This window comes from Cytobacillus sp. IB215665, assembly GCF_033963835.1.
GTDB lineage: Bacteria > Bacillota > Bacilli > Bacillales > SM2101 > Nanhaiella.
This window is the reverse complement of record NZ_JAXBME010000003.1, coordinates 375,607-388,852: the sequence shown is the minus strand read 5'-3', so window position 1 is coordinate 388,852 and position 13,246 is coordinate 375,607. Positions and strand designations below refer to the sequence as shown.

Here is a 13,246-nt window from a genome sequence, read left to right as displayed (position 1 = left end):
TTCTTTTTAAGCTAAGTATATGGCTCAATAACAATTTTTGTACATGAAACGTTTATAAATCCTAGAAGCTTTGTTAACTATAATGCTTGTTAAGCTTCCAATAAATGCACTTCCAATCACATCAGAAAGATAATGATGACCAACCCATACGCGAGAAATACCTGTTAACACTGAAAGACCTAACATGAGACACCCAAGGGTTCGTTCATAGAGGAGGATAGAAGTTGATACGGCAAATACTAAAATAGTATGTTTACTTGGAAACGAAGAATCCTTTTTAGAGGGTATGAGTATTCCTACACGGTTATAAATAAAAGGTCGAGGCTTATAGACAAATAACTTTATTAAAGAGTTCGTAATTAAAGTGATCACAACTGATACAACTGAATTTATAACGATTTTTTTGCTGAAATGATCACGAAACCACAGCACACCAAGTATGAAAATAAATATAAAACGCACGTTATTTGAAATGAAAATCATTAGTATATCCAACAAAGAAGAATGTCTATTACAAGATTTGTTTGTCAAAAAAACCACCTCATTAAGCATATATATTTACTATTCCCTCTAATGAAATATACATGTAATAAAGAGATTTATTATCTTCCATACATTACACAACCAAAACAATTGTATGGTACTTCATATTCTGCTACTTTAACAAAACCATTTTCAGCTACATGGCATTTTACTAATAGGGGAACACAAATCCCATATGTAGGTCCATTGGGGTTGTTTCTGTCTTGATACACACAGCATTTATTATTTTTAAATGGATAGTTTTGAGGTGTTTGATAACGGGGACTTTGCCACCGACTGTTGAACATGCTATTCACCTTTTTCCTCAATGTTTTATTTTTGCGTACAAAAAATTTACAACTAACAATTGTAGTACTTCATTTCAACGAACCTCAACAAATTGTTTTAATTGTAAACAAGCAACCAACTATACACAAAACAGCTTCCTTATAGAATACGATCATTAGGCTAACATAGTGCATAAAAAGACTATGTGAAAGTTTGTTTTTTAATTCATCGGAAAAATCGAATGTTTAACATTGAAATAAATAGGAAGTTTAAAATATACCCCTTGTACCTATTAAGGTTAATAAAAATTCCGTTTATGCTAAAGAAGAAGTTAAGTTAATCGTGGAATTTAACGATCTGAATATTCATCGTATTCAAGTTGGGGTTATACTTCATAATTTACATCTTTTGTAAGATTGACTCCTGGGAAATAAATATATTGATTATATTTTAAGGAAATCAAAGGAAAAACATAAAAACCTTCACTAAATGACATAAAATGGTCTCTCAGCGTAAAATATGACGTTTTCAATGGATTATATGGTGTACTAGAATTATTATATATAGCAAAATTAATATTCTCTTAAGAATAATATGTAATGAATGAATTTTTAACATAAAATTTAAGTACTCAATTATAAACACAGTTAGCTTCATATTCCTTATATAAGCGACGGCTAAGCTAATCTTATCAGTAAAGGATAAGATTAGCTTGTTAAATTTTTGACTTGAGAGGGTGCAATGTTTTGAGTAATACGTTGATTAATGGAGAACTAACGTCTGGTCAAATTTTAAAAGAATTGATGTTAAAGCATCGGATAACACAAGTGAAAATTAGAGAAATGGTCGGTAAAGATAAACATGAGAACGATTTAATAGAAGAAAAGTGGTTAAATAAGTATTTAAACGGGAAAAAAGTTGCTAAGTTTTACTGGGTTTTAGCTTGTGTACGAGCCTTTGATACTCTTGCAGGCACTTTCCATGAAAAACAGATTATGCTAAAATTTATTAAGGAGATAGATGAAAAACCAGAATTGATTATGTCAGCGATGATGTACTGCGACCAAAATAACTATCTTAAGGAACTTAAGAAACTAACGAATATTGCATTAAACTATCAAAATAATCCGAATTTAAAGCGATACGGAACCTTAACTCATATAAATTACAAGCGAAAAATAGAGTTAGAAAAAAGCATGAAAAGTTGGAACGACCCTAGAAATGCTGAAAATAACCATGAAGAACAAAAAAACAAGCTACTAGAATTATGTGATGAAGCTGCAAACTATAAGATACCTGATAGTGATCTAGTTAGTACAGTTTATAAGCGAATACTTATTGCATACATATATCATGATTTACAGTACTTTACTGAATCGCTGAAAGAGCTAGTAGGAGTCGAAGCATTAATTAATGGTATTCAAGACTCCCATTACAAGTCTTTCTCAGAAACTAAGTATTATGTGTTACAACAAACAATAAATTTAAGAAATTGCAATTTTGAGGAAGCTAGAAATTTTTCATATAAACCCTTAGAATTTGCTTTAGATTTAAAAACAAATGCTTATAGCTATGTTACATTGGGATGGACTTGGGCATATATTAATGCTCAAAAAGCAATAGAGTATTTTGAAAAAGCATTAGATATTTATACAAAAATAGGGATGGATAGCGCTGCATTATTAGTAGTTAAAAAAATTCAATTCTTTAAAATTCATGTAAGCATGGACATAAAGATAGAAGAAATAGAACATGAACAAAACAAGGCTTATTGGCTAATAAAACATTCTAGGAATGAAGAAGCTATACATATTCTAGATCAACTTGATAATAAAGAAGGAACTAGAGCCCAACGACTTTGGTTGAGAGGTCTTGCTACTGACGATTCAAAATATCACTGGATGTCGTTAGAACTATATATAAAGCAAGGAGGAGACAGGTTTTTTGGGATGTTACCAAAAGAAGCTCTTCTAAAGCTCGGGCAAGACAAGTATCCTGTAAATGCATTATACTACGCGGAGGTGAAAAGTCTTTATGTTTAAGAAAGTGATATTTTTTACGATGACTTTATGTATAGTTGCTACCTTAGCATTAACTATAAATACTCAAAACGCAAGTGCAGCAAATGGTGAACTTAAAGAAGATTCTTTAATTATCAATATTGATAAACCAAAGGTAAAAATTGTACCATTAAAAGCTGATGAAATACTCCCAGCTGGTTGATAAGTTATTAATTTAATATTTTAGGTTTGAAAGACGTTACTCTTTATAGAGTAACGTCTTTCGTACTTTTACGGGAGTAGGACATTTTTCTATAAGTGCATAGAAAAAAATTACATCCTAAAAATTACTTTAAATAAGCGTAACCAACATGATGTTGGCAAAACCCTATACAGGAGTTGATAATTAATATGGAAAATCCTAAAACTGAAGTACAAAAAAACACTCATATTAATAATGTTCAGGAAGAAAAAAACTCAAAAATCTTATGTGAAATAGACGAAATCTCAAAAAAAGTGATTGAAATAATGGATAAAGATATATGGAAATTTCATAAATGATTCTTTGACTAAAATGAGGTAGCTAGACTCGAAGAGAGCATGTAATAAAACTGAATTAATAGAACAAGCAACGAAGATACTCGGAGCTCACTGTAATGAAATGGTTAGAATGAAGATACTAGTTTCCTTCTAGTATCAACCTAGCTACTCGAAAAACAGGTCAGTTAGAGTTTATTCAATTCACTTGTTTTTAGTAATTATTAGAGTTATATACCTTAAAGTAAAGAATCAAATTATACAGATTAAAGATGATTTAATGAGACAAAAATACCGAGACTAATGATTAGTGAAGTAACTGAAAAGTATCTCCTAGAACATTTATGAGACTTTGCTAATTTAATGATCCTGACCACGAAGGTAGAGCAAATAGAACTTCATTAAGATTAGTGCGAAGAAATTATTGAGAATTTTAAGCTTGTGAAGAACAGTCGGGAATTTTATAAGGACTTATGCTAAGTGGTTTCAAATACCCCGACTGGACTATGTTATCAAGTAAGGAATTAACTGCATAATATGTAACGAAATTAGTGGTATCAAAAATACGTCTTTCTTAGGGAACATTTTTGAAATTCTTAACATTACTATATAAGATTGGTTATTACGGCTCTAGTTAGGTATCAATAGTAACAAAGTTTAAATAATTCCTTATAGTTGTAGATACATTTTTTCTTAACTTTACGACATAGGAAAGGTATTAACTAAACCTAATATTGTCTAAATAAAATGAAGGGTATCCCCCGTATTTATAACAATTTAAATAAAGAGTCTTTTCTAGTAACAAAGTTATCATTTACGATATACGTCCAAGTTGCCGAAGGATGCTTTAAAATTTTCATTTCCATATTAATTTCTTTTTTAGGGACAATAGCATGAAATTGATTCATCATTCCTTGTTCAATCTTATCGGACAACTTATCAAAAGCTGATATGAGCAATTTGTGAAATTCATCTAACGGATTTTTTTTAGCTACACTTTCAAGATGTATCCCCTCCCTAATATATTCAATATAATCCAAATGTTCAGCCCAACACAGATCTATTTGGAGCAATGTAATACGTTTTTCAATGTGATGCATTTTCGTTTTTCCTAATTGTTTACATAGATTTTCATACTTTTCAGGTTCTTTTGTGGAGAATAAATTCCCGACTGCACGATCCAATAAAATATCGTGACGTTTTTTAAGAATTATACAACGTTGTTGTTCAAGAATATCTGAGTACTTATTTAATGTTTTTCGTATCTCGAAATTTTCCCCATCCACTACTCGTTGGATATGATCTATTTTTTGAATCACCTTTGAACTTGTTAAAGGTGTATCTTGTTTTAATGTGCGATGCTTTGGGGGTATTACTTTAGAAATGCCAAAACGGATAAGTAAATCATCTTCTAGACTAATGAAAAATTTTGTAGCACCAGGATCACCTTGTCTACCCGCTCTCCCCCGTAGCTGATTGTCGATTCGACTGCTTTCGTGTAGGTTTGTTCCTATAACATATAGCCCACCAAATCCTACTACCTTTTCATACTCATCAGCACAGCCCCCACCTAACAATATATCAACGCCACGACCTGCCATATTAGTTGAAACTGTAACTGCCCCTAACCTTCCTGCTTGTGAAATAATCTCGGCTTCCAACTCATCATTTTTTGCATTGAGAACATTACACTGTATACCCGTTGCGTTTAAATTAATTGCCAAGTTGTTAGATTCCTCTACACTACTAGTTCCAATTAAAATAGGACGGCCTGTTAGATGAACTGTTTTAATTTCCTTCACCAACGCTTTTTGTTTTGCTTCCTTGTGAGTAAACACACAATGTGGGTAGTCCGTTCTTAAACATGTCTTATGAGATGGAACCGTAATCACTTCTAAATTGTAGATTTCTGTAAATTCATTAATGGATGAATTTGCGGTTGCAGTCATCCCACTTATTTTTGGATATAAATTTAAAAAATTGTGCAAAGTAATTGAACCTAATATTTTTCCACTGGATTGAATATTCAATTCTTCCTTTGCTTCTACTGCAGCTTGTAATCCATCTGGCCAATGTCTTTTATCTGCAATCCTGCCAGTAAGTTCATCGATTAACTCGATCCTACCTCCTCGAATAATGTAATGGATATCTCTTTTTAGTAAAACTTCAGCATGAAGAGCGCAATGGAGTGAGGCCATCGTATCGACGTTTTCATTCCTAAATAAGTTCTCACAGGATAACAATTGTTCTGCTTTTTTTATTCCTAATTCTGTTAAATACACATTTCGTTCATTTTCGTCAGTTGCATAATCTATCCCTTGTTGTAAATTTCTTATGATTGCTGTGAATTGTTTCCGATCTTCCTGTGAAGTAGATTCTTTGTCTGCAATGACAAGAGGAACCCTTGCTTCATCAATAAGAATAGAGTCTGCTTCATCTACTAATGCAAAGTGAAAAGGGCGATGAACTATTGATTTGTTATCATAACAAATGGAATCTTTCAAGTAATCAAAACCTGCTTCTTTAGCGGTCAAGTAAGTAATATCAGCATCATACGCTTCCTTTCTAGCTTTTTTATCCATCCCTTCTTTAATAAAACCAACTGATAAACCTAAATAGTTATAAATAACACCCATCCATTTAGCATCTCTTGTTGCTAAATAGTCATTAAAGGTTAGAATATGTACGCCTTTTCCCAGCAATGCATTTAAATAAGCAGGGAGAACAGCTGCAACTGTTTTACCCTCCCCAGTTTGCATTTCAATAACTTTTCCTTCATGAAGAGCCATCCCTGCTATAAGCTGTTCATCAAAGAGCTGAAATCCCAATACTCGTTTTACTGTTTCGTAAACTAATGCATAGGCTTCAATTAATAATTCTTCAAGAGATGTACCGCTTTTCGCTTGCTGCATTAATGTTAAAGAGCGTTGTTTCATTCGATTTTTTTTCCAGGTTTCGAAACGAAATGTTTTAATCTTTTTTACATTTTCTTTATATTTTCTAAGTTTATGTTTGTTGTAAGCAAAAGTGATTTTATCCAAAACAGAATTAGTATTTTGATTCATCCGAAGAAAACCTCCTAAATATGTAGCTTCTTTAATTAGTGACTTTTATAAGGTTTAAGTTTTTCAGTCCAAATTGTTTACTTTAAATAAAGCTGTTTTGGCATTGATTGTTGTTATACGTTCTATGATGTAAGCACGTATACATCTAAATTTCGTGGCATCTTTTCTTCTATAAAACGATGATTGTTGAGTAAAGCGACATCTTAATTTTCTATTGTAGGAACTATAGTAACAAAGTTTACAAAAAGAGCCTTTGGTAGGACTGTTTTCGAATAGAATGTTGTTTTTCGTACTAAAAATTATACACGTATTCGCCTAAATTTCGTGGCATCTTTTCTTCTATAAAACGATGATTGTTGAGAAAAGCGACATCTTAATTTTATTGTAGGAACTATAGTAACAAAGTTTACGAAAAGAGCCTTTCGTATAGTAATTAGAAACAAACAGGAAATTTATTACTCAAAGTATAAATCAAACGTACAAAAGAGTATGATGATATCATAATAAAACTGAATAGTGTTTCATCATATTTGTTTAAAAAGGATTGATTCTCAGAGGACATTATTCTGTTATTGTTTTTTTCCAAGAGGATGAGGTAGTGAATTTTAGATTTTATAAAAATACACAACATAGAATAATAATAAAATATTTTATCATGATTAGTTTATTTTTACCATTTTAAAACTTCTAGAAATTCAAATTGGAAATGGGATATATTTCTTATTATGAAAAACAACTATAATATGGAAGAAAAGATTGTTTGGAAAAATTTAAATAATTGATGTTAGTGAAGCAGTGTTTAAGAAGAATTTTAGAACAAAAGGGGAATTAATTTCGTGGATATTATAACATTTGGAAAAAAAGAAGCAGGAATAGAATACAATTTAAGACGTGCGGTTTATTGTGTAATCTTCAATAGACACAACAAAAGAGTAGCCATAATTAAAACAGCCGATGGAAATTACTTTCTTCCTGGTGGTGGAATAGAAGGAAACGAGACACATGAGGAATGTTTAAGAAGAGAATCTAAAGAAGAGATGGGAATGGACATTAATATTGGTGCTTTTATAGGATGTGCTAATAGGTATTTTTATTCAACTAATGAATTAAAGTACTTTTTCAGTGAAGGTTATTTTTATATATGTGATATTGGTAAGGAAACAAGTGAACCAATAGAAAAAGACCATTTTCTAGAATGGATTGAACCATCAAAAGCAATTAAGGACTTATTTCATGAACATCAAAGTTGGGCAGTTAATGAAGCTTTGAAGCGATTATATGTAATCTACTAATAGCGCGTTTAAGAAATAATAAGAGCCCATTTCAAATAAAAATAGGTATTCCTCAAATTGAAGTAGTTTCATAGCAATAATGGCCATATCCATTACAATTGACATCACCTCCAAAAATAAGTTAAGTGTTGTAAATCAAGAGAGAAATCATATTTGAAGCATCTAATTCAAACAAACTGGAACTAGTCTAGAAAAAGATAGGCTTCATTGTTTCAAAATTTGCAAATTGTTGAATAACCCTTGGTATAGTGTTAAAATTGTATTTACTATTAAACGAAAGGAATGATGGGTGGACAATGGTTAACTAACCTAACTTTTAGTTTTTGAAATTATATATTTCAAATAATAAAAACTTAGGATTAGTCTGCCCATTTTTCTATATACTAAAGAGCTGTAATGATAAGTAGCTTTTTTGAGTACGGCAAAAATGCTTTTTGACTAATCCTTCCAAAATTATTTGGGAGGATTTTTTATTCTCCCTGAAAAAGAAGGGTGATGTTTTATGTTAGAACTACTGCAGTTACAAAATATAAAAGCTGAAATTGAAGATCATAATATTTTTGAAAATATAAATACGAATGTACAACAAGGGGATATTATCGGAATCATAGGTAAAAACGGTGCTGGTAAATCAACTTTATTACAATTACTGAACGGTGACCTTCCATCAACAAGAGGACATATAAAACACGTACAAAATGATCTTACAATTACTATGATTGAACAAGAAAAAGAGTCTTATTTTCTTGGTGAGGTTACACCCCAAGAGGAAGTGTTATTAAAGAGTTGGAATGTTCCAAACTGTGACTACTTAAGTTTAAGTGGAGGAGAAAAATTAAAAGCACGTCTTGCCAAAGGTCTAGCCAAAAATGCTGACATTTTATTGCTCGATGAACCAACAAACCACTTGGATGAACAGAGTTTGGATTTCCTTATAAGAAAACTTAATAGTTATAAGGGTACTATTATTCTCGTATCACATAATCGTTATTTTTTGGATAAAGTTGTAACAAAAATATGGTCAATTGAAAATCAAACACTTATTAGTCATTGTGGTAACTACACCAGTTTTTTGGAATATCGTGAAAGAGAGCGACTAACTCAACAGCGTGAATATGAGAAACAACAAAAAATGATAAAACGAATAGAAGGTCAAATGAACCAACTAACATCATGGGCAAAGTCTGCTCATGCTCAATCAACAAAACAGGAAGGTTTTAAAGAATATTATCGAGTAAAAGCTAAGCGAATGGATTCACAGGTAAAATCAAAAGAAAGACGTCTTGCAAAAGAACTTGAAAAAATGAAAGTTGAGGCACCTAAGGCTGAGTACCAAATTAATTTTTCATTAATAGCAAGCAATAAAGTCGGGAAGCGGTTCTTAGAAGTAAAAGATTTAGCAAAATCTTTTGAAGGACAAAAGCTTTTTAAAGATGCTAATTTTACCATTCAGCATGGAGAAAAGGTTGCAGTTTTAGGCCCAAATGGTAGTGGAAAAACTACCTTTTTAAATATGATTGCTGGAAAAGAAGTAGTTACTAAAGGAGATATATGGGTTTCTTCAGCAGCAAATATCGGCTATTTAACTCAAGAGGTATTTGACTTGCCTCTTTTTCAAACTCCCAAACAGTTATTCGACAAAGAGTCATTTGCAGAGAGAGGACACGTACGTAATTTAATGAAACATTTAGGGTTCCTTGACCGTCAGTGGACAGAACCGATTGAGAACATGAGTATGGGTGAGCGTGTGAAGTGTAAATTAATGAAATATATTCTAGAAGAAAAAGATGTACTCATCCTAGATGAACCCACGAACCATTTAGATTTGCCTTCTCGTGAACAACTTGAAGAAACATTAGAAATATATAATGGCACTCTATTGGTTGTGTCACATGATCGTTATTTTCTTGATAGAACAACAAACGCTAAACTCGTATTTTCAAATCATACTATTTATAAGCAAATTAATGGGAAAGAATCTTTATACACAAGAGATGATAATGAAGAATTACGTTTAACACTTGATACCGAACGACAAGAAGTTTTAGGGAAGCTTAGCTGTATGGCTCCAAATAACAAAGAGTATGAGGAACTTGATGTTAGATTTAAAGAGCTTACAAAATTAATAAAAGATCTTCAATGATTCGTTGTAGAATCATCTAGCATCATGTTTTAGTTATTCTTTGTGGCGTGTTTCTGTTATAAAAAAGACATTTTTTTTATAAAAAATTTTTGGCTTATATAAACACAGTAGGTATGATTATAGATTACAAACAATTACATTTGTTATAAAATACATGTTGTAATAAGAGAATTTCATTGTAGGTGAGGTCATAAGCTCAAATTGAGAACAATTGGATCAACTGATAATGCGGATTTTAACTGACTTTTTTTGCAAAGGCTTTTATCGTAAACTTTGTTACTATAGTTCCTACAATAGAAAATTAAGGTGTCGCTTTACTCAACAATTATCGTTTTATAGAAGAAAAGAGCCACGAAATCTAGATGTATACGTGAATAAATTTTGTACGAAACTATTTTTTGAATACAGAATATCATTCTAGCTCTTTAATCTTCGCTTGAGAAGAGAATGGGGTATTTTGTCATAGAAATATCTTGTCCCAATAGTTAGTGGCAATATTTAAAGTTATAGTGTTACGAATAGAAAGTATTTCGTAAATAATGAGGGGGAATTTTATAATGAAGATCGCACTAAAACAAATAATTCAGTTAGAAGACGATAGCAAATATGAGAAGATCTACAAGCATTTTAGTTCCAATGTAATCCCCCACAAAGGTGATTTTATTTGTGACCATCTTTATGAAGATGCCTCTGAGAGTGAGATTATAAGGGTAGCAATTAATTATACCTCAAACGTATGCTATGTTACGCTTGCCCCCATTCAGCTTGAGTCAAACGATGTAAAATACTTGAGAGAATATGTAGATGCTGCAATTAGATTTGATTGGGATTGTCCATTAAGGAAGTATTAAGCAATAATATTTTTGTAGTATGTGATTCTATTAGGCTACCAAAGCGGGCTATCAATATCATAGAAGTATATAAAATTTGAAAGGTTTTAAATTACGAAAACCAGGGATGTTTCATCGTTTATTTTGTGGAAGTTTGCTGGATCTGCAAAATGGTTAAATTGTCTAGCTTAGCAATCGTTGTTTTCTTATTCTTATTTTTTATTTCAGTATATAAAGTAATCCATGCTACTGCTTAGTAATTATAAACTGAATAGCCTAATTTCTTTATTTGATATTAAGAAATTAGGCTTTTTTATATTATCATCTCAATTAGAACGTACATTTTGTCCATTTTAATTACGACATAAATTGTCGTTGTTGGATGGTACATTATTGTTATAAGTAAAATATACCATTTAGGGGGAGAATTTATGTTTAAGAAATTAGAATGTGTTGCAATTTATACAGATGATATTCAAAAATCTACCAATTTTTATCTTTCTTTAGGATTAAAACAAAACTGGAAGGTAGAAAGAAAGTTAGATAGTGGTGGAACGTGGACAATCATAGGGTTGAAATTCCCAGAAGAAAATAGTTCAGAGCTTGTTTTACAAAATGATCCAAATATCAATGTCACAGATGTTGAAATTCTAGTAGATGACGTCAATATAACTTATCAAGAACTTAGCAAAAATACAGAGATAACATGGATTAAAAAGCCGTTTTCAACTGAGTCTGGTCATGTTGCTGTAATGGAATCACTTGATAAAAATGTATTTGTGCTAGTTGGAAAATAAGAGGTTGCGATTATTGTGATGAAGCTATATAGAACTGTAATTAGAGACAACATGTTACTAGTTTTTCAGTTCTTTTAGCTAGGTTTTTTTCGTATAATTTATAGCTATCGCACTGAAACTAGAAGCTAAAGATGTCATTTTACCCCACCGTTTTATAGAAGAACAGATTCCAAAAAAATCTAGTTTTTTCATGGTTATTTATTAATACGAAAAAACAATCTAATTGAAAGCAGCCTTTCGAAAAGATAAGAGAAAGCTACATAATTAAGGAGGAAAAACGGTGAAGGTAGCCTTAGGACATATAACAGATGCACCAAAAATCGTGTCATTCTTCAAAAGAAATTTGTGTCGCAATAATAGTGGTATTTATTCTGAAGAATTTTTTTGCCCTCTTGGAATTCAAGCAGCCATATGGAGAAAGCAGCTGATTGTGGCTATAGTAGATAATCAAATAGTAGGCGCTTTTCGATTTTATAGAAAAAAAACATCCAATAGCATTTCGTTATATCAATTTGCTATAAATGAAGATTTTCGGGGGCAAGGGTTGTTGAAGAAGATGTTACGCACTATCAATGATTTACCAATCTATGCATTATGCCCTATCGAATCAAAATTTAATGAATATTATTTTAAATCAGGTTGGCATTTACAAGAACAAAATATTAGTTTTAAAGTTTGGATATTTAAAAACTAAAAACCTTTAGTTTTAGTTAATGACTATGTTCTGTCTAAGTACTACTGAAAGTTCAAAATACATAATTAGATCTAAAACAACATTTTGGACATAAAAAAGTTAAGTGATAGTTCAGTTGTTAGATTTTGGGTCTTAAGTTATACTAGTTTCACATAATACCTCTATGGACATGCCTATTAATGTTTGGGCTGGTGCGTTTATCTAAGTCGTGCCTTTTTTATAGTACTTAACATAGACCAACACAGTTTGTTATTAAAGTAATAGAAGGTTTGGAAATGTGAAATTTTAACATATAACATGTATCATTAATTGCTATATTATGGTTTGTAATTTAAAGTAATGTAATAAGGGAAGAAGTTGGAGGAAAAATTTTGAGTAACTTCAAAAGAACCATTGTATTACTTAATACATTAAAACAAAAAATCTATAAGTATGAAGATGAGGGGTTATCAAGTACTGAACAAGCCTCTATTGAAAAAATTAAGAGGACAAACCCCTATGGATTAATAGTGATGACCTTAGGAGGCATTTCTTTTGCTTTCGGATATAAATTGCTGGTTTTACCTATTGTAACGCTTATGTTCGGTATCATTGCTTATGGTACTTTTGAAAAGGCAAGTGAAGATAACCCTTGGACTTTTTATATAGGGTTAATATTGGCTCTAATTGGTTTGTATATGTATGTGCGAGGATTTGATCATAAACTCATAATATAAAAATATACTGTGTTAACCAATTTTCTTCTTTAATAGATCTAGGAATCCATTATCATTTGAGGACTATGTAAAGAACACAATCAAATGATAATGGATATTAATATTATTATCCTTTGGCAGGAACGGTTTAAGAGATTTACTTGCACTATAACTTTTCAACATTCTATATATTTTATAATACCGTAACTCCTTCGATATTCTAAGAGTATATTTGACCACTTTATTTGCGGTTTAGAAATAGAAAAATCCTCTATTATTGGCTTTTGAATTTTCTTATGAACAGGATCGTTTTTAAAGCTCTAATCGTAAACTTTTTAACTATCGTTCCTATGCTAGAAGATAAAAGCGAGAAGCATACGTGT

The 13,246-nt window shown here is 31.2% G+C and carries 11 protein-coding genes; 9 read left to right on the top strand and 2 right to left on the bottom strand.

Features of this window, described 5'->3' with window-relative positions; translation table 11 throughout:
- Positions 1-24: 24 nt before the first annotated feature.
- The gene (locus SLH52_RS06020; RefSeq protein ID WP_320208419.1) at positions 25-540 is read right to left on the bottom strand and encodes an undecaprenyl-diphosphatase; all 516 of its coding nucleotides are present in this window, start codon (positions 538-540) and stop codon (positions 25-27) included.
- A gap of 1,016 nt (positions 541-1,556) precedes the next feature.
- On the opposite strand from SLH52_RS06020, the gene SLH52_RS06015 reads away from it, so the two are divergent.
- The 3 genes from SLH52_RS06015 (at position 1,557) to SLH52_RS06005 (ending at position 3,371) form a co-directional block, all read left to right on the top strand.
- Complete coding sequence (locus tag SLH52_RS06015; RefSeq protein ID WP_320208372.1) at positions 1,557-2,852, top strand: AimR family lysis-lysogeny pheromone receptor; 1,296 nt, start codon at positions 1,557-1,559, stop codon at positions 2,850-2,852.
- Positions 2,845-3,033 carry a hypothetical protein gene (locus SLH52_RS06010; RefSeq protein WP_320208371.1) on the top strand — a complete coding sequence of 63 codons (189 nt, stop codon included), beginning with the start codon at positions 2,845-2,847 and terminating at the stop codon, positions 3,031-3,033. The genes SLH52_RS06015 and SLH52_RS06010 overlap by 8 nt, the downstream gene beginning before the upstream one ends.
- Positions 3,034-3,221: 188 nt before the next feature.
- Complete coding sequence (locus SLH52_RS06005) at positions 3,222-3,371, top strand: hypothetical protein (protein WP_320208370.1); 150 nt, start codon at positions 3,222-3,224, stop codon at positions 3,369-3,371.
- Between the two features lie 743 nt (positions 3,372-4,114).
- Here the strand turns inward: SLH52_RS06005 and secA2 are convergent.
- The gene (secA2, locus tag SLH52_RS06000) at positions 4,115-6,412 is read right to left on the bottom strand and encodes an accessory Sec system translocase SecA2 (RefSeq protein WP_320208369.1); all 2,298 of its coding nucleotides are present in this window, start codon (positions 6,410-6,412) and stop codon (positions 4,115-4,117) included.
- Positions 6,413-7,248: 836 nt separating this feature from the next.
- Here secA2 and SLH52_RS05995 point away from each other — a divergent pair.
- The 6 genes from SLH52_RS05995 (at position 7,249) to SLH52_RS05970 (ending at position 12,884) form a co-directional block, all read left to right on the top strand.
- Positions 7,249-7,704 (top strand): NUDIX hydrolase, encoded by a 456-nt coding sequence (locus SLH52_RS05995; RefSeq protein ID WP_320208368.1) that lies wholly within the window; start codon positions 7,249-7,251, stop codon positions 7,702-7,704.
- A gap of 502 nt (positions 7,705-8,206) precedes the next feature.
- Entirely contained in the window at positions 8,207-9,847 is a 1,641-nt protein-coding gene (abc-f, locus tag SLH52_RS05990; RefSeq protein ID WP_320208367.1) for a ribosomal protection-like ABC-F family protein, read from the top strand.
- Positions 9,848-10,404: 557 nt separating this feature from the next.
- Positions 10,405-10,698, top strand: a complete 294-nt coding sequence (locus SLH52_RS05985) for a hypothetical protein (protein ID WP_320208366.1) — start codon at positions 10,405-10,407, stop codon at positions 10,696-10,698.
- A 410-nt stretch (positions 10,699-11,108) separates the two neighbouring features.
- Positions 11,109-11,474, top strand: coding sequence for a VOC family protein (locus SLH52_RS05980; RefSeq protein WP_320208365.1), 366 nt, complete (start codon positions 11,109-11,111; stop codon positions 11,472-11,474).
- 280 nt (positions 11,475-11,754) lie between these two features.
- A complete protein-coding gene (locus SLH52_RS05975) occupies positions 11,755-12,168 on the top strand; it encodes a GNAT family N-acetyltransferase (protein ID WP_320208364.1) in 414 nt (137 codons plus the stop codon).
- A gap of 371 nt (positions 12,169-12,539) precedes the next feature.
- On the top strand, positions 12,540-12,884 hold the full coding sequence (locus SLH52_RS05970; RefSeq protein WP_320208363.1) for a cell division protein FtsK: 345 nt from the start codon (positions 12,540-12,542) through the stop codon (positions 12,882-12,884).
- Positions 12,885-13,246: the final 362 nt, after the last annotated feature.

Excerpts from the sequence above, each read along its gene's own strand:
- SLH52_RS06010 (WP_320208371.1), top strand. The coding sequence starts at position 2,845 with ATGTTTAAGAAAGTGATATTTTTTACGATGACTTTATGTATAGTTGCT.
- SLH52_RS06005 (WP_320208370.1), top strand. The coding sequence starts at position 3,222 with ATGGAAAATCCTAAAACTGAAGTACAAAAAAACACTCATATTAATAAT.
- secA2 (WP_320208369.1), bottom strand. The coding sequence starts at position 6,412 with ATGAATCAAAATACTAATTCTGTTTTGGATAAAATCACTTTTGCTTAC.
- abc-f (WP_320208367.1), top strand. The coding sequence starts at position 8,207 with ATGTTAGAACTACTGCAGTTACAAAATATAAAAGCTGAAATTGAAGAT.
- SLH52_RS05985 (WP_320208366.1), top strand. The coding sequence starts at position 10,405 with ATGAAGATCGCACTAAAACAAATAATTCAGTTAGAAGACGATAGCAAA.
- SLH52_RS05980 (WP_320208365.1), top strand. The coding sequence starts at position 11,109 with ATGTTTAAGAAATTAGAATGTGTTGCAATTTATACAGATGATATTCAA.